The organism is Tsukamurella paurometabola, from assembly GCF_900631615.1.
Taxonomy (GTDB): Bacteria; Actinomycetota; Actinomycetes; order Mycobacteriales; family Mycobacteriaceae; genus Tsukamurella; species Tsukamurella paurometabola_A.
Window position 1 is genome coordinate 51,565 of the sequence record NZ_LR131273.1, and the last position, 21,421, is coordinate 72,985.

Consider the following 21,421-nt stretch of genomic DNA (forward strand, 5'->3'; position numbering starts at 1 on the left):
CTCCTCCTTCACCGGAAGAATTCCTCGATGAGCGCTTCGCCGCGCCCACCATTTCCGCCGTTGCCGGGATTGCCGCCGTAGCCGCCACCGCCGCCACCACCACCACCGCCACCGGGGATACCGCCGTCGCCGCCGCGGCCACCCGAATCGCCGAAGTTCGCGCCGTCGGAGCCGCCACCACCACCACCAGAGCCGCCGGAAAGTACGTCGTCGCCTGTGGGGGCGTTCTGTCCCGCGCCGCCGTTGCCGCCGTTCGTCCCGCCCGCAGCGCCACCTTGGACGAGGTAGGCGCGACCGCCCTGCTTGCCTGGCTGCTGACCGTTCGACACGAGATTGCCGCCGTCCCCCCCGTCGCCCGCCGATCCGGCGCCGTAGACAACGCCAACGCTGGTCGGGATGCCACCGCCCGCGCCGGACGCGATCGACAGGAGCGATCCGAACGACGTCATGCCGCCGAACGCGCCTGACGTGGACATGCTGGTTGCGCCCGCGCCGCCGGCGCCGATGGTCACGAGCTGCGAGGTGCCGACCTCGTCCGGGGTGAACTCGGCGTACACGTACCCGCCGCCCGCGCCGCCGGCGCCGCCCATGCCGCTGTACGGGTCGTTTCCCGAGCGCGGTGTGCCCCGCCCGCCGCCCTGCCCGGACGCGACGAGACCAACACCGGTCTTCACCCGCTCGGTGCAGCCCGCGGGGATCGCGGCCCGGGTCCAGGTCTGCGTGCTCGTGATCGGGGTGCGCACGACGGTCAACCCGTCGACGACGCCGACGGTGACCGCCTGCACCTGCACGGTGCCCTGCACGGTCGATGCCGTGTCGTTCGCGTCGGTGGCTTTCGTGCGGACGCCGAGGAACGCGTTGATCAGCCCGTCGAGGGCGGGGATGCCCGTCGACGGCGCGGTGCCGTTGTTTCCCGCCGCCGTGAAGCCTGTGAGGAACTTCGACCAGTCCGTCTTCGGCAGCAGCAGATCAAGTGCATCGTCGAGCCCGTCGATCAGGTTCTTCGGGATGTTCGACCCCGGGCCGAAGACCTTCGCCACCTCGGTCTCGAAGTGCGACAGCGAGAACAGGCTGCCGAGGATCCCGCGGCCGTTCATGAACTTGTCGATCACGTTCTGCACGAAGTTCCAGGCGTCGGAGATCCCGTCGCCCAGGTTCGACAACGCCGACGTGAGCCCCTCAACCCACTGCTGCGGCAACGACTGCGCGGGCATCCGCAGCCACAGGTCGTCGAAGTGCGCCGTGCCCGCCGTGCCAGCGGCGAGGCCCTCCATCCGCACGTACACGTAGGCGGTGTTCGCCGGCGCGGTCCACGACGCCTGCATCACGGTCTCGAAGTCCGCCGACGTCGCGCCGGACGGAGTGACGGTGCCGATCTGCTGGGACCCGATGAGCTGGTCCCCCGAGTTGTACGCGAGCACCCGCAGTGCGACGGCCGGGCCGCCCGTCCCCGTGTAGCCGTCGAACCGCACGTACCCGCCGATGTCGAGCGGCTGGCCGGCCGCGACCTCGATCGGGTCGGAGGTCCGCACGTGCTCGGCGCCGTCGAACGTCAGCTTCGCCGAGCCGAGCCGGGTCCGGCCGACGGTGGCGTCGTGCTCGAACCCGTCCCCGGCGGGCACCGATTCCGGCTTGTCGAACGACTCGAGCCAGTTCCGCTCTTGGCCGGGCTCCGGGCGCTTGAGCTGCCCCAGCTCGATCAGGCCGCCGGTGAACTTCGACACCAGGGCGGTGATTACGCCGAGGATGTGCTGCGGCAGCTCACCGAACAGCTTCCCGGCGTCGATCTTCCCGTCGGGCCGCAGGAACGCGAATAGTGCCTTGATCTGCAGCAGGACGGGGTCGTCGCCGTCGTAGGTGCCGAAGATCGCGTCGAGGAGGTCCACGAACTGCCCGACGAGCGGGAGGCCCTGGAAGAAGTCGTGGATGAGGTCGTCGAGGTCGGCGGGGTGGCTGATGTCGTGGGACGTCGAGTTCGACACGACGCGCATGAACTCGCTGAGGATGCCGGTGATGATGCCGACGGGGGTGATCGCGGACAGCGGGGATCCGGCGGGGGTGCCGCCGACGATGCTCGGGAATCGGCCGCCGACGGTGCTGCGGTACTTCCCGGCCGAGTAGTCCTGTAGGACACCGGCGATCCCGGTGTGGGTGAACGCGCCCTGCGGGATGTCGCTGCTGCCGATGGGCAGGTTGGGCGAGGTCACTCGGCCACGACCTTCGCCGCGCAGGCGGCCTTCGGGACCTTCTTCGGGATCGGCGGCGCCTCAGCGACCCGCGCCTGCACCTCCTCCGTCTCGACCGCGTGGTGGTTCACCTGCTCGGGCACCTCGACCGCGCGGGCCTGCGCGCCCTCTCGAAGCCACGACGGCGCGTGCACCGCGTCCGGGTCGATCGCGTCGGTCTGCCGGACCCCGTACGCGAGCAGCTGATCCGCGATCGGCTGCAACATCGGCGCCAGTGTCATCGTGGGGACCTCGCTCGAGGTGATCAGCGCCGACGACAGCGCGCCGACCAGCGCCGCGCGCTGCCCCTCGAGGTCGTCGAGCTCCGGGACCTTCGTCGTCGGCTTGAGCGGTTCGGTCATCCGAGAACTCCGATCGTCTGCAGGCCGGACATCGCCTGGCCGACCAGCTTGGTGAGTTTGTCGAGGGCGTCCTGCTTGGTGCGGACTTGCCCGAAGTGGCCCTGCCACGCCGCGTCCCGACCGTCACCCCAGGACAGGTCGAGCTGCCGGCACCGGGACATGTAGACGTTCGCGCCGAGGTGCTTGAGGGTGGCGCCGACGCGGTCGCCGAGCCACCAGTGCCCCTCGCCGCGGTCACCGATGAGCCACGGCGAGCAGTCCTCGACGGTCAGGGTGAACGCGACGTCGGGGTCGGTCTCGCGCTTGCGGCCACGGAGCGCCATCACCGCGGACGGGGTGAACGCCTGCATCGACCCGTTGGCGGTGGTCTCGAGGTAATGGCCCCAGCCCTGGTCGTGCGCGCGCAGGAGCAGCGGCACCTGCATGTACGCGAGGATCGAGTCGCGGTAGATCGGGTTCGCGACGGAGTCGATGAGGCCGCCGAGGGACCCGATGCCATAGCCCTGCCAGTTGATGTTGTCGCCGAGGACGTCGCCGCCGTAGTTGATCGCGGCGGAGATCACCTCGTTCACGCCGGGCATCGACCGGCCGCCGACAGTGATCTGGCAGGCCCCGCCCTGGGTGCGGGTGAAGTCGGCCGTCTGCAGGCCGTTGACGATGCCGTCGCGGTAGATCACGTACGGCTTGCTCTTGTGGGTGCCGAGCCATCCGGCGATGTCGTAGCCGGTGGACTCGGTGGTCTCGCCGGTGAACAGGTCGTAGGAGTCCTCGACGTAGTTCGACGTGTAGTTCGCGATGCCGCGCACGAGGCCGGTGACGAGGTTCCCGCCGAAGCTGGTGCCGGTGAGGTACCCGCTCTTGTCGACGATGTCGACGAACAGGGTGCCGTTGCGCCAGCCGGTGCCGGCGCCGGGCCACGGCTCCGGGTCGCCCTCGAACCAGCGCCACGTGATGATCTGCTGCTCGGCGTCCTCGAGGATCGGCTGCGCGACGGTGAGAAAGTCGGTGAAGGCGCCCATGATCAGCGTCGGCGGCGACACGTCGGTGAGGAACGCCGACGGTACGACGACGATCTGGCACTCCTGCCAGAGCTCGAGGAGCTGCTGTGCGTTCCAGTTCGCGGGGTCGAGGAGATCGAGGAACGCGCCGAGGTCGATGTTGGTGAGCTGCAACCTGAGCAGGTTGCACATCAGCGTCAGCTTGAGCCCGTGGATGCTCTTGTCGAACAGGAACCACACCTTCGGCTGCTGGATGAGCATCGCGGGCAGGAACGGGTTGGGCTGGATCTCGACGTTCTTGAGCTCGTAGATGTCGTCGAAGAACTCGGCGACGACGACGTCGCCCTTCTCGGACCGCTTGCAGGTGGCCTTCTGCAGGCGGCCGGCGATGCGCCCGCCGTTCTTGTCGATGCTGATGTGCACGTTGCGGGTGCCGCGCGACTCCTCGTCGAGGATCCAGTGCGCGATATACGTGCTGCGGGGGTTGTCGAAGTCGATCGGGAGGGTGATCACGTGCGCGGCGACGTCGTTGAGCTTGATCGACGCGGTGCCGCTGATCTCGCCGACCGACCGGCCGCGGTAGTTGTAGTCGCCGTCCTGGAACCGGACGAGGGGCCGCTCGGATCGCTCGGCGATGCGGGTGCGCCGGATGGTCCGCGACCAGTCCTTGAAGTCGGCGAGGGTGCCGCCGGGGAACGGTGCGCGGGTGTCGACCCACGCTTCGAGCAGTGGTGGCATGGCGCTACTCCATCCCCGACTCGGCGGACCAGAGGCGCCGCTGTGTGAGGATCGCCTGCGCCCCGGCGGCGGCGTTGCACACGATCGGGACGACGGTCTCGGGCGTGTACGGGGGTACCCCGTACATCGGCATCACGCCGTTGAAATCGCCTGCGACGGAGTTGAGTGCCTCGCCGATGTACGGGTCCATCATGGGGTCGCACATCACGCTCAGCCGCCCGGTGAGGGGCGGGGTGACGATCATCCGGGCCGCGTCGACGCCGGCCGCCCGCTTCCACAGGCGCTCCTGCCCGAAGCTGAAATCGGGGAACTGCCACTGCCCCGGGTCGAAGTCCCACTCGTTCCACTGGATCTGGTCGGTGGGGTTCTCGATGGTGAAGTACCCGATGCTCGCGCCCTCGGCCTTGACGCTGCCGCGGGTCATCCCGGCGCCGTTCGCGGTGAGCGTGCCCGTGACGCCGTTGAACACGAACGTCCACGGGCCGCCCGCCGCGCCGGTGACGGTGACGTGCCCGGCGCCGACGCTCGAGAGTCCCTCGACGGCGGTCTTGATCGTCGCCGCGGTGGCGGTCACGGCGATGTTGCCGGTGGTCTGCCCGCCGTAGGACAGGGTGAAGTTGCCCTGCGGGCCGCCGAGGAGCCCGTTCTTGAGGGTGACGATGAACCGGTCGTTCGGGTTCGTCCAGGTCTGCACGTCCTCCGGGGACTCGTACATCGGCTGCTCGGCGAGGACGGTGACGACGGCGCGGGCGAACCCGTCGATGTTCCAGTCCCGCTGCGGGTTCAGCTTGATCTCGGAGGCGAGCTGCACGATCAGCCACCGCGGGCCAGACAGCTCGGACGTGTACGTCCACTTCACCTTCCGGCGGTCGAGCGGCGACCCGAACAGCTTCCGCAGGTTCGAGATCGTCTTCTCGATGCTCTGCCCGGGCATCTCGTAGCAGTTGATCGGCAGCACCATCTGCCGGATCGGCACCGTCTGGCCGGTGACGCGGCCACCGACCTCGAAGTTCCCCGACACGGTGCGTGTGGTGAATTCGGTGCTGAACATGCCCGTTGGGGACTGGTCGAGCTCGAGGCCCTGCTCGCCGAACTCGCCGTTCGGGCCCGAGAGCTTCGCGTACCCGCGGGACGACTCGATCTCGATGGTCGCTTCGTTCATCTACAGGTTTCCGATCTGTGCTGCGCGGTCCTGGTTCTGGCGGGTCTGTGCCTGCAAGAAGGCGTCCTCCACGGTCGCGGTGCGGATGTTGTAGTTGACGGTCGCGGCCTGTCCGCGGCCACCGGAGTCGTGGTTCTGCAGCGCGAACCGCGTCGAGGCTGCCGGGGTGGGCGGCATCGGCGTGGTGACGCGGGCGCCCGCGTTGATCGCCTCGAGGGCGGGCATGTGCAGGGCGGCCTGGGCGGCGTTGACGACGTACTCGCCGGCCGAGAGCCAGGCGGGCACGAGGTCGGAGCGTCCGCCGCCGGGGCCGAACACGAGGCCGCCGTTGGCGTAGTGCCCGTTGGCCTGCCAGAAGGCCCACGCCTTGTCGGGGTCACCGTACCGGTCCTTGATGTACTTCGCCATGTACGACGCCTGCTGGCCGACGTCATCGGTAGTGCCGCCCACCGTCCCCCAGGTCTGGTCCAGGAACTGGCCGAGCCCGTATGCGGTCGAGCTGGGGTTCTTCGCCTTCGGGTTCCAGCCCGACTCGCGGTTGATGATGTTGACCATCGCGGGCCATTGCTCGTCGGTGAATCCGGCCTGCCGGAACGCCGCATAGACCGTGTCGTGGGTCGCCTGCTCGCCGCCGCTGTAGCCCGCGTTGGGAGGCGCGCTCAACGTGCTGGTGAGCGTCTCGACGGGGGTCTTAGTCGTTGGGGTGCCCTGCTGGCCGGTGAGCGGCAGCGCGCCGCCTGGCCCCGCGGTCGGTGCCGCGCTGGCCCCGGTGGTGCTGGGCGTAGCCTGGGCGCCACCGACGAGGGTGTCCAGACCGGGGATGAACTTCCCGACGAGGTCGCCGAGGGGGTTCGTCTGCGTCCCGCCCGCCCCTGTGGTCGGCGTAGTCAGCTGGCCGAAGCCCGCGGGCTTCCAGTTCTCGTCGCGCTTGATGATCTTCGACGGGAGGTCGCCGAGCGCCGTGAGGATCGGCGGCATCGCGTCGGGGACCCCGAAGACGCTGAGGAGCGAGGAGACCTGTCCCTTCGCGAACGCCTCGCCGAAGGCGCCTGCCACGTCGGACCACGACTTCGGGCCGGACCCTGTCGATGTCGTGGTGTTGGTGGCCTGCGGGGTGTACTTCTGCGGGTCGTCGCGACCGTCCTGTGCCTCGCGGGCCGCAGGGTTGTAGGCGCCGTCGGTGCTCTGCCCGTCGACGGTCTTCGGCTTCTCAGGCTCGGCGGTGAGTCCGGCCGCGACGGGGACCGGGGCCGCGTTCGCGCCGCGCCCCGCGCCGAGGATCACGTGCAGGTGATCCATGTGGTTCTGTGTGTCCGAGCCGCGGTCCGACATGGCCTTGCCTTCGGTCAGAGAGCCGCCGTAGCCGTAACTGTTCTGGCGCCAGATGACACCGTTGAGCTGCAACGCAGTCGCGTTCTGCTGCAGGAACGCGAAGACTGCATCGCCGAGGGCCTTCCCCTCCGCGGTCCCGTAGTTCGGGATCATGACGTCGATCGCGTTGCCCGAGCTGTGCTCGCCGTAACCGTCTTCGGAGCGGCGGCCCCCGATGGTCTTGATCTCGGGCCACTTCTGCATGATCAGCGTGCGCAGCTGGTCGGCCCCGGGGTTCAACCCCTCGGCGGTCTGCCGCCCGACAGCGCCGCCGTCGGCGAAACGCTGGGTGTTGAGCTCGTCGAACATGCCGACGCCGTACTTCGCCACGGCGGCTGCGTTGATCACGTACTCGCCGTCGGACAGCATCGCCGGGATGAGATCGGCGCGCGGCCCGCCCGGACCCGCGATCGGACCACCCGCAGCCTTGAACAAGGGCAGGTTCGGGGTGTCGATCGTGAAGCCCTTGCCGCCGATGATCGGGATGCTGTCCGGGACCTTCATCGAAATGTGGAAGTCGTTCCACGCGCTGACGATCCAGTTCAGGGCGCCCTTGAAGGTGTCCTTGATGCCGTCCCACATGCCCGACGCCGCATTCGAGATCCGGCCCGGCAGCCCCTTGACGAAGTCGACGAAGTTGTTCCACCGGTCCTTCGCGTCGTCGATGAAGCCTCTGACCCGATCGGTCAGGCCGTCGAAGTCCTTGCCCAACTGGGTGAGGCCCTCGACCACCTTTGGCATCAGCCACTCGATGAACCGGGTGAACCACTCGATCAGCTCCGTGATCACCGGCAGGATCAGCTTCATCCCCTCGACGAGGATTGGCAGCAGCTTCATCGACAGTTCCTGCATCGGCGGGAGCATCGGCAGGAACGCCTCGACCAGCTTCAAGAACGCCTCGATCATCGGCACCATGACCGGCGTGAGGTCCTTGATCGCCTGCGCGAGAACGGTGCCGATGGTCTGGCCGACCTGCGCGAGCACCGGCGCGATGGCGTCGATGACCGGCTTGAGCGCGGTCGCGAGCTGCTGGATGAACGGCGCCAGTGCCGCGACGACTGTGCTGATGATCGAGATCAGGGGCTGCAGGATCGCGTTGAGCAGCTGCATGAACGGGTCGATCAGCGGCACGACGGCGGCGACGAGATCGCCGAGCAGCTTCCCGAGCGACGGGAGGATCGGCGCGAGACCGTTCGCGAGCGCGGTGATCAGGTCCCCGAGGGGCTTCGCCAGCGGCACGAGCGCGGTGCCGAGCGACGCGATGAGGTTGCCCAGTGGGCCGAGCGCCGGGCCCAGGCCCGTCGAGATCGCCTGGATCAGCTGCCCGAGCACGGGCAGCACCGGCGTCAGCGCGTTGAGGAGCTGCGCGCCGATCTGCCCGAGCGACGGCCCGAGCTGCCCGAGGGTGGTGCCGAGGACCGAGAAGAACTGGCCCAGCGCGGGACCAGCCGCCGCGGTGGCGTCGGTGACCATCTGCACGAGGCCGGTGACCATCGGGGCCATGCCCTGCAGTGCGCCGCCTATGCCGTCGATGAACCGCTGCATCGTCCCGTCGGCGGCCATCTGCTGGAACGCGCCGGACAGGCTGCTCAGGGTGTCCTTGAACGCGCCGTTCATGTACCCGGCGATCCCGGTCATCGTGGTCCGCAGGCCGGGCATCGTCTGCTGCGCGAACTGCGTGACGCTCGCGCCGAGCCCGTCGAACATGCGGTCCTGCACCGCGAGCCGCAGGTTCTTCCACTCCGGGGCCAGCGCCTTCATCTGCGTGACGAAGTCCCGCGCGTTCGGCGAGAGCTTCGCGAGCGCCTCGGCGTACTTGTCGGCGCCGGCGGATGCGCCCTTCTGCGCGTCGGCGAGGTCACGCATCGACTTCGCGAGGTCGGCCTGCGCGTTCACCAGGGCCTGGTCGGCCTTGAGCTTCTTCTGCTGGGCGTCGGTGACGATGTCGGATCCGCCGATGCCCTTCGCGTTCGCCTCGGCGGTGTCCTCACGCTGGTCGGCGGTGTTGGACTTCGCCTCCTTGAGTCGCTGCTGCGCCTCCTTGACCCGCAGGTCGGCCTCGGCGCGGTCGAGACCGGTCGACTTCCCGTCGCCGTAGGTCTTCGCGCGGGCCTCCTGGGCGCGGGCGAGCGCGATCTCGGCGCCCTCCTGCGACAGCTCGGCGTCGGCGAGCTGATCGTTCATGTCGCGGAGCGCGCGGGACGCCTTCTCGTAGCTGTCATTGAGGTCGTCCTGCGCCTGCTTGGCGTCGCGCTGTGCGTCCGCGACGCCCTCCTGCGCGCGCCGGACACCGTCCTGGGCGTCGGTGATCCGGTTCGCCGCAGCGGTGGCGTCCGACGCGGAGGTGTTCGCGGCGTCGCCCATCGCCTTGAAGGCGTCGCCGACGCCGGCCAGGCCGACGGCCGCGGTTCCACCGATGCCGGCGAGGACGCCACCGAGGGCGGACGCTGCGCCGATCGCACCGACGAGGGCGGGGACGAGCGCGGTGATCGCCGCGGCGAGGCCGCCGAACCGGACGGCTCCCATCGACGAGAGGCCGCGCTCAGCACGGCCCGCGTTGTTGGTGATGTTCGTGATGTTGTTGTTGATCTGCGTGAAGTTGCCGCCGTTGACGTTCACGTTGATGTGCGCGGTGCGGTTCCGGGCGAGCAGCGCGAGACGTGCCTCGGCCTCCTCGGCGCCGTCGAGCTCGACCCGGATGCGCGCAGTGCGCTCCCGCGCCAACGCCTCCAGCTGTGCGCGCGCCAGCGAAACGTCCGCATCGACGTCGATGGTGTACTCGATGCGCATCCGCTCGAGCTCCGCGCGGCACCTCTCCGCGAAGCCCTCGAGCGAGGGGGAGACGTCGATCTTCGCCGAGCCGGCCGAGTACGTCGCCACGAGCACCTCCTGCAGGTATGCGGAGGCCCCGCGAGAGCACACCAGTCTCGCGGGGCCATGCCATATTCAGTTGTTCTGCTACACAATCAATTTGCAGCTTCGGATTCGCGGCGGTCGGGCCTGAATCGCGCAGTACACTCGCGCGGTGAAGAAGATCGCAATCACCGCCCTCATCGTCCTTGCAGCAGTTCCGCTCGGAGCTGGCACCAGCACCGCCTGGGCCGGCGGGTACTCCCCCACCGAAACCGTGTTCCTCACCAATATGGGCCTGCTCGGGCACCCGCAGAGCTCCCCGGACATCGCCCAGTCGCAGATCGACCTCGGCAGGGCGTACTGCAGCGCCATGCGCAGCGGAATGACAGCTGCGGAGATCGTCGCTCGACGGTCGGGATCGCTGTCGCAGACCTACCGAGCAGACGTGATCGCGTCGGCCGTAGACGACGGCTCCCTCTGCCCGGATCAGGCATAGAAGGGCACCGCTCGGATGAGATACCGCGTCAGCTGGCAGTAGGTCAGCCGCTTCCGATAGCTCGGGCCACCGAGGCGCGCAGCCTCGTCAGGCCCTTCCCGCGGTAGAGCTTCTCCACCGCGGGCACCGGTACCGCGACCGTGATGCCGTTCGGCTCGGCGTGCGCGGTGACCGCGATGAGCCTTTCGATCATCGCGGTCAGCCGCGCCATGTCGTAGCGGTGGGCGTCGAAGTCGCGGAACGGCGGGGGCTCGTTCGTCGGCTTCGGCGGCCGGTACCCGGGAACGAGCATGTCCGCGGCGAGCTCCTCGTCCTCCTGCAGCGCAGCGAGGTACGAGGAGCCGACGGGGAACTGGTCGAGGATGTCGAACAGGTCACGCCAGTCCCGCTCACCGCGCAGCCACTCGTTGAGGTCGAGATGGTAGTGACGGTGCAGGTCAGCGCGGATCTGCGCCCCGTAGCCACCGATGGTGTCTACGAGGCGGGCGTACCCCCCGGCACATCGGCCGCGCCCTTGCCGTTGAGGTGGTTGACCACCGAGTAGCCGAACCCTGCGAACAGCCGGGTCGCGTCGTTCACGTCGTCCGCGATCCGGTCGAACGCGGCGACCATGCGGTTCAGTGCACCCTCGCCGCCCATGATCGCGACGATCGACACGAAGTCGCTGTTGCGGATCGCGCGGTCGAGCGCGGTGCGCTGCGCCAGCGTCGTCGGCGGGCTGAGCACGACGTCGGCGTCGATGCCGTCGTCGAGCTCCGCGGCCGTGACGATGTAGGGCTTGAGTTCGGGGATCGAGCCGTCCTCGCGGATCTTCTGCGCGCGGGCGCGGAACTCGGCGAAGCGGGACACGTTGTCCGCGTTGCGCTGCTCGGCGGTGCGGGGCGCGGCCTTCTTGGCCGGCGCCTTCTTGGCCGGCGCCTTCTTGGTGGGTGATGCCATGACGGTTGCCTCCCTCGGCTGTTCCCCCGGTCGTTGGATGGTGCTGGGATGCCGGCCCGCGCCGCGCCGGGGGAGGAACTACGGCGCGGGCCGACGATCAGGGGGGTTACGCCGGGGCGATGGTCACCGTCGGCGAGGTGCCGCCGGTGAGGCCCGCGCCGGACACGGTGGGAACGCCGGACACACCCGAGAGGGTGATCGTCCAGGGGCCACCCGCCGAACCGGTGACGAGCACGTTGCCCGCACCGACGTTCGACAGCGCCTCGATCGCCGAGCGCACCGCGGTCGCCGTGGCGTTGTACGGGATGCCCGCGGTGGTCTGGCCGCCGATGGTGTACGTCCAGGTTCCGCCCGTCGGGGTGCCGCTGATGGTCACGACGTAGGCGGTGTCGGCGCCGAACCCGAGCGCCGCCGCGATGGAGGCGAACCCGGGGCCGTCGATGCCGGCCTCGTACAGGTTGTCGCCGTCCTGCAGCAGCGTCAGCGTGGTCGGCGACTCCGATGCGGCGTCCATGGTCAGCGACTGCGCGCCGGGCTTGTCGAGACCCAGCTTCGGGAAGTGCCACCACTGGTAGATCGGCTCGAGGGTCTCGTCGTTGATGTCCTCCGCGAGCAGGAAGACCGACCAGTAACGGGGCATCGAGCCCGCGGTCTTCTTCCACCGCACGCCGCCGGTGGTCGTGGCCTCGAACGCGCCGGCCTGCAGGTTGCCGTTCATCTCCTTGACGATCCGGCGGACCTCCTGCGGCGTGAAGTCGAGTCCGAGGCCCTCGGACTGCAGCAGACGGCGGCGGGGCGCGCGGGAGCCGTAGCCCATGATGTCGTTGTACTTCACGTCCGGGGTGATCTTCACCCCAGCCTTCTGCTCGATCTCGCCGCACGAGGCGTACGAAGCCAGCGAGTTCGCGACGATGCCGTTGGCGTCGAACAGCGGGTCTGGGGCGAGGGCGCCCTTGACGTAGGGCTTCGCGAGGATCGCGATGTCCTGGGCGACGAGGACGCCGAGGTTCTGCGCGTCCTTGTAGAGCTGGGTCTGCGTGGTCATGGATTCTCCTTCGAGGGGTTTCGCCCCCGCGGGGGCATGACGGAACCCCGGGCCCGAGGCGGGTCCGGTGCTCGTTCAGGGGTGGGTCAGGCGGTGCGCCGCATCAGCGTGAGGGTCACGTAGTTCGACACCGCGCGGAAGTCGGGATCGAGCTCGGGGAGCTGCTGATCTGCGGCGTCGACCTCGAGGCGCGCCACCGCAGACCGTGAGCCGTCCTCGCGGTCGACGATTCCGCCCTTGTGCCAGCGGCGGGTGAGCTCGTCGCCGAGGTACGTGAGGATGTCCCACGACTCGGATCGGGATCCGGTGCGCACCGTCAGCAGCACGTTGGCCTGGATCTGGCGGCCCTCGAGTTCGACGATGCCGGGGATCTTCCGCACCCGGGCAAGTGGGACCCCCAGCGCGATGAGCTTGTCTGCGTCGTCCGGCCACCAGGTGACCGCGCGCCCGGTTGGCGTGCCGACGTCGAGGAGCGGCTGCACCATGTCGAGGACGAGGGCCTCGACATCCGGTGTGCGGCGGACGTACCCGGCGGGCGGCTGCCACGTCATCGGAGCATCCCGAGGGTGACGAGCAGGTCGTGGTGCGCGGTCTGCACTCCGCCGTCGGCGCCGAACTCGTGCGCGAGGCCGTACGAGGCGCTTGTGCCACCGACGGTCAGCGTGGCGACCGGGCGGCCGTTGCGACCCCGGCTCATGCTCACCGTCGCCGACTCGGCGAGCTGGCCAGTTCGGCGGGCGACGACGCTCTGGTAGATCGCCTTCGCGCGCTCCCCCGCAGCACGGGTGATCGCCGTGGACTCGGGGCCGCGGAGCCACCGGCCCATTCCCGCGTAGTCGGCTTCGAACTCCATCAGCTGGCCTCCCGCACCTTCTGGGTGAACATGCCCGAGCTCCAGCCGGTCATCGGGTGCACCGACCCGTTCCACTGCTGGCGGCCCACCGCGTGCCACGTCGATCCGTCGACGACCCGGGTCACGGTGTCGCCCTTTCGGATGTCGGTGCCCTCGGGCAGGAACAGCATGGCCTCGTTCTCGGCGAGGTCCTCGCCGTCGAGCGGCCATTTCGTGTTGGTGGAGCTGAACGCGAATCCGACTCCGGTCACGGTGGTCTCGGTCGGCTGGCCGGGCTGGTCGCCGAACCGATCCCGGTCGGGTGGGCGGGTGATGCGGATCGACTCGCCGAACCGGAAGCTCACCAGGCGCCGTTCATCCGCAGGGACTTGAAGCCGGGTGTGCGGCCGCGGATCATGTCGCACTCGGAGTCGAGTATGTACAGATTCCCCGACGGGTTGGAGAAGGCGCGCACGTGCATGAACGGGCCGTACATCTCGGTCTCGGAGGACTTGCTGTCGTCGTTGAGCGCGATCATGGCCCGCTTGACCATGGTGCACACCAGGATCTTCACGCCGGTGGCGTCGGCCTCGCCGGCGTCGATCTGCGCGGTCTCCGCGGGGAACCACTGGCGGACCCAGTACGAGGCGTCACCGAGCAGCGTGGTCGCTACCGCGGTCTCAGCGTCGTTCAGGGGCCGCCAGCGGGCCTCGAGGTCGGAGACCCCTGCGTACGGGTCACCCGTCGCCATTGCCTGCCGCCTTCGTGCGGCGCGGCTTCGCGGCTGGCGGCTCAGCGGGCGCAGGGTCACCGGGAAGGACGTTGAGCATGTCGAACCGCTCCGCGTCGTCCTGGTGCACCGACACCTCGGCGCCGCAGTCCGCGCGCCGGGTCCGCCCGTCCGGGTCGACGTACGCCATCGACCCGACGCGGACGGTCCGCTTCGCCTCAGCCATCAGGCCGCGAGCCCGGTGATCTTGATGGCGTTGAACGGGTTGGTCACCGCGAACACGGGGCGGATGCTGGTCTGCACCCACGTCGACTCCGTGGCGTCGTCCCGGAAGGCGACGGTACGGAGCTCCTGCTCGTAGCGGACCTGCCCGACGAGGCCCTCGGACACCGCGTAGGCGCTGCCGGCGGTGACGATGTTCGACACCGCCAGGCCGAAGCCCTGCGCCCGCAGCCATCCCTCGGCGTCGCCGTAGATGATCGACAGGTTCGCGACCTCGTTCGGGTGCAGCACCAGGAGGTTGAACTCGGAGCCGAGCTCCTTGACCGCGGCACGGCGCCGGAGCTCCGCGAGGTCCGCGGCCGGAAGGGCGGCCTTGTTCTCCGTGGAGATCGTGAGCGCGGTGGCGTCGGCCCACGACTTGCCGACCATGGTGCCGTCGGCGCCGATCGCGGTGAGCGACGCCTCGAGCTCGCCGAGGGCGCGCGTGTGCAGCTGGCGCTGCACGTCGTTGCCGAGCTTGACGCCCTCGTTCTGGATCGCCGAGAGGTCGTTGCGGTCGCGTGCCTCGTCGGTGACGCGGAACTTGCCGCCGAGCTTCTTGACCTGCGCGGTCTTCGGCTCGGGCCGGTCGAACGTGACCTCGGGGAACTCGGCGCCCGGGGCGACCTCCTGCACCGAGCGGGTCGGGAACAGGTCGTTCGACGTGAGCTGGTCGTAGACCAGCGCGCCGCCGGACACGCCGCCGCCATTGGTGAAGATCCGCTCCGCGAAGTAGCCCTTGAGAGCGATGTTCGACAGGTACGCGTTGATCCGCGTCGGCTGCTTCAGCATCAGGTCGACGGTCAGGCTGTTGCCGACCACGGCGGGCGACCCGAGGGGGTACTCCTGCGAGTATGCGGTGTTAGCCATGATTCAGCTCCTCTCAGATGTCCAGTGCGATGAGCACGTCGTTGTTGGCGGTGCCGGTCTCCAGGGCGACGCCGACGGCGACGCCGGACGCGAGGGTCACAGCCTTCCCGCCCGCGCCGACCTCGACCTGCGCGCCCGCAGCGATCGCGCCGCCGGCCGTGACGAACAGGATCCCGCCGCGCAGGACGGGCAGGGTCGCGCCGGACGCGGCGTCGTACCCGGCGACGCCGAACGGCTTGGCCGCGCCCGTGGCGGGGGCGACCTTGACGAGGCCGGAGTCGGTGTCGCGGGTCGCGGAGACCCCGACGAACGTCTTGCCGGTGACCGCGGCGGTCGTCACCGCGGTGACGTTGGCGCCGGGTCGGAACAGGGGCTTTGCTTCATTCGCCATGGTGACGAAGTCCTTCCTAGGTGCGTGCCGGGGGCTGGAAGCCCCACGACGCGGGATACGAGTTGTCCTCCACCACCGGGGCGTCGGGTGATGCGCCAGGACGCAGGTTGACCTGCGGCCGGTTCGACGGCGGCCCACCGGGGGTCGCCTGTCCTGCGGCCTGGACGCGGGCCGCGAACTTCTCCGCGCGCGCTGACCGCTCCTCGAAGGTGCCGCTGCCGATGAACTCCAGGTCGTCGTCGGTCAGCTGGTACTTGACTTTCAGCACCTCGGTGTCACGGGCGGCGAGCTGCTGACGCAGGGCCTCGTTGTCCGCGGTCGCCCGCTCGAGCTCGCTCATCTTGGCGCGTTCCGCCTCCTGGGCGGCCGTGACCATCGGCTCCTGCGCCTTCAGGCGGTCACGGAGGTTCTTGGCCTCGTTGTTCTTCTTCCGGAGCGCGGCCTTCGCGGACTCGGGCCAGTCGTCCGGGACGTCGTCCTGCGGCTCGGCCGGGGCGGGCTGCTGCGGCGCGGCCGGCGGGGCGGGTGCAGGGGTGGGGGCTGCGCTCGCGGCCGGTGCGGGGGGCGCAGGCGGCGCCGCGGGAGCTGCAGGCGCTGCAGGTGCTGCTGCGGGAGCAGCGGGAGCGGCCGGCGCCGTCGGTTCGGTCGGAGCGGTCATGGGGAATTGCCTCCTGGGCGTTCGGGGGTGTTACTCGGCCCCGCCACCTGGGCGGGGAAGTCTTCTACGGGGCGTTCTCTTCGAGCAGCACGTCAAGGAGCTGCTGATGGGTCCAGCCCTCGCGCTCGGCGCGGGCCAGCTGGCGGCGGAGCGCGTTCAGGGCGTCCTTCTGCCGGTAGCCCTTCGTGGCCTCGGTCCACAGGTCTTCGGCGAGCTCGAACCGCTCCCGGCCCTCCCAGTCGCGGCCCTTGAAGACCAGCGTGGGGACGCAGTCGCAGTTGTTGTGGTACGTGTCGTCGATCTGGTTGCGGCCGCGATGCTGGGCGTCGCGGGCGGTCTTGTACACGGGCCCGCGGGACGCGAGCATCACGCAGAACGCGCAGTTCTCGGCGCCGGTGAGCACCCGCGCCCAGCCGACCTGATCGCCGAGGGTGTCGGCGGTGTCCGCGACGACGGCGCGACCGGCGGCCTGGGCGTGCTTCGCGACGGTCGCGGCGACGGTGACGCGCACACGCGGGCGACTGCGGGACACCTGGTCCAGTACGGCCGGGTCTACCTCGGTCACGCGGACACGCCCGCGGGGGGCCGTCTTCTCCACGGCGGCTTCGATCGCCTCGTCGAGGACGTCCCGGGAGTAGGTGGCGATCGGCGCCGGCACCGGGGTCGGTGCGCCCGCGGTCCGGGCGGCGTACCGCAGGTGCGCGGCGCCCGCCTCGTACGAGGACCGCCGGGCCGCGACGACCGTGGGGAGGATCCGCTGGACGATCTGCGCCCGGGCCGTCGGCGTTGTCGGCAGGCCATGCCGCTGCATCGCGCGGCCGGTGACCGTCACGATCCCCTGCGCGATCGCGGCCTGCGCGCGCTGGAACGCGACGACGTCCAGCGTGCCCGCGGCTGCGAGGTAGCTACTCGCCGCCGCCGGCTGCGTCATCGTTCACCGCACGATTCCCCAGGTACATCCGTGTCAGCGGGTCCGTGCTCTCGCGCATCGTCTGCGCGCGCTTGACCTTCTCCCGCGTCCAGTTGGGGATGTCCTCCCACAGGATCTCGTCGGGCACGCCGAGCATCTGCCCGAGCTTGCCGAGCCCGTCGACGGTCTGCGCGAACGAGCGCGCGGTGACGTCGCGCCACTTCACCTCGGCGCCGAAGTCCTGCGCGCCCTTGGTGTCGCCGGAGATGTACGCCGACAGCCGGAACGCCTGCTCCCAGGACTCGCCGAAGCTGGTGGTGATCTCGTCGCTCTTGCGGGACATGCCGGTCTCGAGCGCGGACAGGGTCTCGGCGCTGATGTTGCTGATGCCGTCGGACCCGAAGTTCTGGATGGGGAGCTGGGAGATCGCGCCGAGATCCTGGATCGCGGACGCCTTCGACTTGATGTAGTACTCGGGCGAACTCTCCTCGAACTGGCCCACCTTCACGTCGGCGTCCTTGAACAGCCAGGTGTCGCCGGCGAACGCCCGCGCCTCTTCGAGCTCACTCTCCGGGTACCAGCCCATCACGTACCGCTGGCGGAACGCCGAGAAGTACTGGGTGACCAGCATTCCGAAGTTCGTCTCGTTGATGCGCTGCTGGATCGTCATCAGCGGCTCGACGATGCCGAACTGTTCCTCGCCATCCAGGAGCATCTTGTCGCGGAACCGCACCACCGGGCAGCGGCCGACGCCGTGCTCGCGGGCCTCGATGAACTCAATGTCCGCGACGGTCGCCCAGTTCGGGGCGCCGAACAGGTCCGTCGGCGTGTTCTCCGCGCCGAGGTAGTACACGTTCGTCTCGTCGTACAGCTTCACCAGCTTGCGGTCGACCTCGAGGGCCATGATCGGCCACTCGTCGTCGGGGTCCGCGTAGATCGCGGTCATGTTCCGCGGGGACACGCCGCGCCACGCCGGGCCGTTCTCGTCGTCGCCGGGGAGCACCGTCACGTAGCTGGCGCCGTAGGTGAGCGCGGACCGGTGCACACCGGTCTGCCGCGCGTCGAACCGGTTCCGCTGCCAGTCGTTCCACGCCGCCGGGGTGCTCTCCCCGTCCGACGCGAGGTAGTTGTCGACCTTCATCACCTGACCGAAGGTGTCGACCACCAGCGGCAGGAAGTTCGTGCGCGACTTCCCCGCGAGGCGCTGCATCGCGGGCGGGGCATCCGGGGGCACGATCACGTCGAGCGGGTTCACGCCCGCCGCGTTCTCCCACTGCTGCAACGACACCGGAACGTCGAGCGCCGACGGGCTCAGCGCCAAGTCACGCGCCGGCTGCATGGCGCGGAAGATCCTGTCGAGGCGGTGCGATTCCCACGCGCGCGCGCCGGACATGATCTGCCGTGCGGCGTCCACTGCGGCCTGCTTCCGCATCACCACCTCCTTCGCGTGATCGACATCGCCTGGTTCGTGCGGATCTTCGCGTCCGCCTGCGCGGCCTGATGGATCCGCCACATCATCCGGGCGCCGACCGCACACACCGCGAGGTCGACCTTCCGGCGGGACTCGCGGTGCTCCTTGCCGAGCGAGACGCCGTACTTCGACGGCCGGCGGCGCGCGTTCTTCACGTGCTGCGCCAGCTTCTTGTGCCCGTCGTGGGGGAAGTTGCCTTCCATGATGTCCGTCATCGCGCGCTCGGCGTGCTCGACGAACAGCTTCTGGTGCGCCGGTGAGCGCATGTCCCAGATGATCGGGTGCGCACCGTCGCCGGTCTTCACCGCGTGCATCGTGAACTGGCGACCCCAGCGGCGCGCCCAGCGGTCCAGGAGGTCTTCCCAGAACCGCTCACCCGTCTCGTCGTCGCGGGCGTCCGATGGGTCGGCCCACAGGCCGATCACGTTCAGCCGCTCCACCGTCTCGGTGACACGGAGGTCGACGGCCTCGCGGTCCACCTGCCACACCTCGCGGCCCGGTGGACGTTCCCACACACCGGCGGTGAACACGAACCCGTCGGACAGCCTGCAGCCGACGAGGCCCGTCGAGTCGTCCGACTTCGACCCGTCGAAGAACAGCACCACCGGTTCGCCGTCGGCCACGATCTGCGGCACAGCCTGCACGTCGAACGCCTGCGGGGTGATCCACGCATCCGCGGTCGCGGTGATCTGGTTGTACCACTTCCGCCGGGACTCGCTGGGGCTGTTCGTGGTCCGCGCGATCGACTTCAGGATCTCGCCGTCCGACGCGGTGTCCAGCCAGTACGCGTCGCCGCGGACCGCCTCCAACACCGCGGGCGCTTCCTCCACCGTCAGCGGGGCGTCCGGCGGTGCCTCGAGGGAGTCGTACAGCAGGCCGATGTCGATGCCGGCCGCGCACGCGTTCTCCCACGCTTCCCGGGTCCGCTCCCCCACCGAGTCCGTGCCCGGCCGGTACGCGTTGCAGATGTCGAGGATCCGGGCTGTGCCCCGCGGCGACTTCGCCACGTTGCCGTCGACAGCGCCCGCGAGGTCGTGGCCCTGGTTCGAGCTGTTCCAGTTCTGCGTCTCGTTGCGGATCACCTGCGTCGGCCGTCCGCCCTCCACGGCGAGCGGGGACGACGTGATCGCCTCGATCTGCACCGTGTCGCCGAGGCCCCACACGTTCAGCCGGCCGATCTGGATGCCGTACCGCCGGATCGTCTCCGGCGGGAGGATCGTCGGGAACAGCTTCATCGTGTTCTTCGTCTGCTCCTGCGACACCGCGACGACCTGCACCCACGCCGCCGGGTTCTGCGTCCCGTGGACGGTGCCGTCGTCGTCGATCCGATCGACCATCGACGGCCCGAACGCCGAGTACGCGGCGATCGCCGCGCCCAGCGGGTCCTTGCCCCAGCCCTTCAGCCGCTGCAGCACCGCGTTCGACGTCAGCCAGCGGCCGTTCTCGTCGACGGCGTAGTACCAGAGCAGGAACCGCGCTTGCTCGAGTGTGAACACCTGCTCCGCGCCGTCAGGGCCACGGAGCCGCATCCCGCACCAGCCGAGCATGTGCCAGCCGAGGGTCAGCTTCGGGAGCACCCAGCCGCCGCCGACGGTCTGCCACGTCGGGCCGATCTTCACCGGCTCCCACCGCCGCTTTGGCGCGACCCTGCCGGACGAACCCTCGAGCTCGTGCCAGTACCAGTCGGCCGGCGCGCGGAGTGCCGCGTAGGAGTCGTCGTCCTTCGTCGCGACACCCGCGCTGAGCGTCGTCGCCACCAGCTACCCCGTGCGCTTCTGCCAGCGCGCGTTCGCAGCCGCACGCGCCTGCGTCGACCGCGCCTCCGCCGTGTCCGCCGGATCCGGCAGACGCAGCTGCTTCAGCAGGTTCGACAGCGTCGCACGGTGCTGCCGCAGCTCCGAGATCATCGGGTTGATGACCTTCTGGCCCTGCGAGCCGCGCACCAGCGTCGGCTGATCCTTCAGCTCCTCACGGAGGCTGTCGATCAGATCCGCCTCGAAGCACGCATCCTCGAGGACCCGCAGCTCGTCGGCGCGCAACTTGTACTGCGACGTGATCGCGGCGAACAGCTTCCGGCCGGCCGCATCCAGTCCATCGGGTTCAGCATCCACGGCGACCTCCAGGGTCTCAGGGGGATCAACGCAGCCACCAGGGCCGCGGTTAGGAACGAGCAGTGGCGAAACACCAGGAACGACGCACGCAGGATCCGGAGTGCTATACGTCCCGGCGCTGGCGTGATCGGGGTTCGGGGTCCTCCCCCAGGGGTGGGGTTGGGTCGAACGCCGGTGGTGTGTCGAACGTGGTGTTCGACGGGGTGTTGGTGGGTCTTGGGGCGAGTCCTGGGTGCGGCTCGACGGGGAGTCGGAGCCGGGCGCGCCGGGCAGTGGCGCCGTGGAGGGCTTCGGTCTTGGTCTTCGCTGCGTGGCAGTCGGTGCAGAGCCACTGGGCGTTAGTCAGGTCGTTGGTGCCGCCGGCCGCCGCGTTGACGATGTGGTCGAGCTCGAGCGGTGCGTTGTCGGCTCCGCATCGTGCGCACCGCATCGGCAGGGTTCGGCGGGCCTCACGGCGTACCGAGGTGGGGAAGCCTCCGTGGTAGCGTCCGCCGTCGTTCCAGCGGCTCATGTGAGCTTGGAGCGGACGATGTGGTCGCGCATGTAGCCCTGGGATTCGACCTCGGCGCGGTGGAGTTGGGCGCGGATCGTCTTGCAGGGGGTGAGGATGGCGTCGTGGATGGCTTCGATGGGCCAGCCGTTCCTGCTCATCCTCACCGCTGCGGTGGGCTCATGCCACTCGCCGTCGTGCTTGGTGCTCATCGTGCGGCCTGCGCTTTCCTGAGTGCCACCAGCAGGAATGCCGCACCGCTACTCGCGGGTAGGTGCGGCCTGGTGTGATCCCCCGGCGGGTGCAGCGTCCCGAGCCCCGAGCGCCACCCGGCCCGGAGTAGGGCGGTCGGGGTGCGGTGCTGTGACTGCGGAGGGGCCGTGGTGGGTGCTTGACCGCAACAGGTGACGGTGCGACACCCGGCCGGGAGATCGTGCTGGCCCGTGCGCTGGCTGGCGGCTGTCGGGGCAGCGTCCGCCGAGGGTGACGATGCCCGGGGCGGAAGTAC

At 69.6% G+C, this 21,421-nt stretch carries 23 protein-coding genes; 1 reads left to right on the plus strand and 22 read right to left on the minus strand.

The annotated features are described in order from the left end of the window. Positions 1-8: 8 nt before the first annotated feature. The 5 genes from ELY19_RS00300 to ELY19_RS00320 are packed head-to-tail and all read right to left on the minus strand — an operon-like array spanning position 9 to position 9,736. Positions 9-2,207 carry a glycine-rich domain-containing protein gene (locus ELY19_RS00300; RefSeq protein WP_126194414.1) on the minus strand — a complete coding sequence of 733 codons (2,199 nt, stop codon included), beginning with the start codon at positions 2,205-2,207 and terminating at the stop codon, positions 9-11. Further along, on the minus strand, positions 2,204-2,587 hold the full coding sequence (locus ELY19_RS00305) for a hypothetical protein (protein WP_126194415.1): 384 nt from the start codon (positions 2,585-2,587) through the stop codon (positions 2,204-2,206). The genes ELY19_RS00300 and ELY19_RS00305 overlap by 4 nt, the downstream gene beginning before the upstream one ends. Further along, entirely contained in the window at positions 2,584-4,323 is a 1,740-nt protein-coding gene (locus tag ELY19_RS00310; RefSeq protein ID WP_227967092.1) for a Gp37-like protein, read from the minus strand. Before ELY19_RS00310 ends, ELY19_RS00305 begins: the two co-directional genes overlap by 4 nt. Positions 4,324-4,327: 4 nt before the next feature. Then, positions 4,328-5,485 (minus strand): hypothetical protein, encoded by a 1,158-nt coding sequence (locus tag ELY19_RS00315; RefSeq protein WP_126194416.1) that lies wholly within the window; start codon positions 5,483-5,485, stop codon positions 4,328-4,330. Next, entirely contained in the window at positions 5,486-9,736 is a 4,251-nt protein-coding gene (locus ELY19_RS00320; RefSeq protein WP_197715958.1) for an aggregation-promoting factor C-terminal-like domain-containing protein, read from the minus strand. 145 nt (positions 9,737-9,881) lie between these two features. Here ELY19_RS00320 and ELY19_RS00325 point away from each other — a divergent pair, with 145 nt between their 5' ends. Beyond that, positions 9,882-10,205: a DUF732 domain-containing protein gene (locus ELY19_RS00325; RefSeq protein WP_164711472.1), complete on the plus strand. Its 324-nt coding sequence runs from the start codon at positions 9,882-9,884 to the stop codon at positions 10,203-10,205. A gap of 43 nt (positions 10,206-10,248) precedes the next feature. Here ELY19_RS00325 and ELY19_RS00330 read toward each other — a convergent pair whose 3' ends face one another. From ELY19_RS00330 to ELY19_RS00410, 17 genes are all read right to left on the minus strand, one after another. Next, positions 10,249-10,497 carry a hypothetical protein gene (locus tag ELY19_RS00330; RefSeq protein ID WP_126194418.1) on the minus strand — a complete coding sequence of 83 codons (249 nt, stop codon included), beginning with the start codon at positions 10,495-10,497 and terminating at the stop codon, positions 10,249-10,251. Between the two features lie 182 nt (positions 10,498-10,679). Continuing rightward, on the minus strand, positions 10,680-11,144 hold the full coding sequence (locus tag ELY19_RS00335; protein WP_126194419.1) for a hypothetical protein: 465 nt from the start codon (positions 11,142-11,144) through the stop codon (positions 10,680-10,682). Positions 11,145-11,250: 106 nt separating this feature from the next. Further along, positions 11,251-12,189 carry a hypothetical protein gene (locus ELY19_RS00340; protein ID WP_126194420.1) on the minus strand — a complete coding sequence of 313 codons (939 nt, stop codon included), beginning with the start codon at positions 12,187-12,189 and terminating at the stop codon, positions 11,251-11,253. Positions 12,190-12,275: 86 nt separating this feature from the next. After that, positions 12,276-12,740 carry a phage tail termination protein gene (locus tag ELY19_RS00345; RefSeq protein ID WP_126194421.1) on the minus strand — a complete coding sequence of 155 codons (465 nt, stop codon included), beginning with the start codon at positions 12,738-12,740 and terminating at the stop codon, positions 12,276-12,278. Continuing rightward, positions 12,737-13,042 (minus strand): hypothetical protein, encoded by a 306-nt coding sequence (locus tag ELY19_RS00350; RefSeq protein WP_126194422.1) that lies wholly within the window; start codon positions 13,040-13,042, stop codon positions 12,737-12,739. The genes ELY19_RS00345 and ELY19_RS00350 overlap by 4 nt, the downstream gene beginning before the upstream one ends. Further along, positions 13,042-13,386, minus strand: coding sequence for a hypothetical protein (locus tag ELY19_RS00355; protein ID WP_126194423.1), 345 nt, complete (start codon positions 13,384-13,386; stop codon positions 13,042-13,044). The genes ELY19_RS00350 and ELY19_RS00355 overlap by 1 nt, the downstream gene beginning before the upstream one ends. Continuing rightward, positions 13,383-13,772 carry a Gp19/Gp15/Gp42 family protein gene (locus ELY19_RS00360; RefSeq protein WP_126194424.1) on the minus strand — a complete coding sequence of 130 codons (390 nt, stop codon included), beginning with the start codon at positions 13,770-13,772 and terminating at the stop codon, positions 13,383-13,385. Before ELY19_RS00360 ends, ELY19_RS00355 begins: the two co-directional genes overlap by 4 nt. Beyond that, positions 13,759-13,977: a hypothetical protein gene (locus tag ELY19_RS00365; RefSeq protein ID WP_126194425.1), complete on the minus strand. Its 219-nt coding sequence runs from the start codon at positions 13,975-13,977 to the stop codon at positions 13,759-13,761. The genes ELY19_RS00360 and ELY19_RS00365 overlap by 14 nt, the downstream gene beginning before the upstream one ends. Next, positions 13,977-14,882 carry a major capsid protein gene (locus ELY19_RS00370; protein ID WP_126194426.1) on the minus strand — a complete coding sequence of 302 codons (906 nt, stop codon included), beginning with the start codon at positions 14,880-14,882 and terminating at the stop codon, positions 13,977-13,979. Before ELY19_RS00370 ends, ELY19_RS00365 begins: the two co-directional genes overlap by 1 nt. 13 nt (positions 14,883-14,895) lie before the next feature. Next, the gene (locus ELY19_RS00375) at positions 14,896-15,273 is read right to left on the minus strand and encodes a capsid cement protein (protein ID WP_126194427.1); all 378 of its coding nucleotides are present in this window, start codon (positions 15,271-15,273) and stop codon (positions 14,896-14,898) included. A 16-nt stretch (positions 15,274-15,289) separates the two neighbouring features. After that, positions 15,290-15,931 (minus strand): hypothetical protein, encoded by a 642-nt coding sequence (locus ELY19_RS23595; protein WP_126194428.1) that lies wholly within the window; start codon positions 15,929-15,931, stop codon positions 15,290-15,292. Between the two features lie 64 nt (positions 15,932-15,995). After that, positions 15,996-16,862, minus strand: a complete 867-nt coding sequence (locus ELY19_RS00385) for a VG15 protein (RefSeq protein WP_126194429.1) — start codon at positions 16,860-16,862, stop codon at positions 15,996-15,998. After that, on the minus strand, positions 16,837-18,273 hold the full coding sequence (locus ELY19_RS00390; RefSeq protein WP_126194430.1) for a phage portal protein: 1,437 nt from the start codon (positions 18,271-18,273) through the stop codon (positions 16,837-16,839). The genes ELY19_RS00385 and ELY19_RS00390 overlap by 26 nt, the downstream gene beginning before the upstream one ends. After that, positions 18,273-20,069, minus strand: coding sequence for a terminase large subunit domain-containing protein (locus ELY19_RS00395; RefSeq protein WP_126194431.1), 1,797 nt, complete (start codon positions 20,067-20,069; stop codon positions 18,273-18,275). Before ELY19_RS00395 ends, ELY19_RS00390 begins: the two co-directional genes overlap by 1 nt. Positions 20,070-20,072: 3 nt before the next feature. Beyond that, positions 20,073-20,423 carry a hypothetical protein gene (locus ELY19_RS00400; protein ID WP_126194432.1) on the minus strand — a complete coding sequence of 117 codons (351 nt, stop codon included), beginning with the start codon at positions 20,421-20,423 and terminating at the stop codon, positions 20,073-20,075. A gap of 103 nt (positions 20,424-20,526) precedes the next feature. Further along, positions 20,527-20,934, minus strand: coding sequence for an HNH endonuclease (locus ELY19_RS24075; RefSeq protein WP_126194433.1), 408 nt, complete (start codon positions 20,932-20,934; stop codon positions 20,527-20,529). Then, positions 20,931-21,125: a hypothetical protein gene (locus ELY19_RS00410; RefSeq protein ID WP_126194434.1), complete on the minus strand. Its 195-nt coding sequence runs from the start codon at positions 21,123-21,125 to the stop codon at positions 20,931-20,933. The genes ELY19_RS24075 and ELY19_RS00410 overlap by 4 nt, the downstream gene beginning before the upstream one ends. Positions 21,126-21,421: the final 296 nt, after the last annotated feature.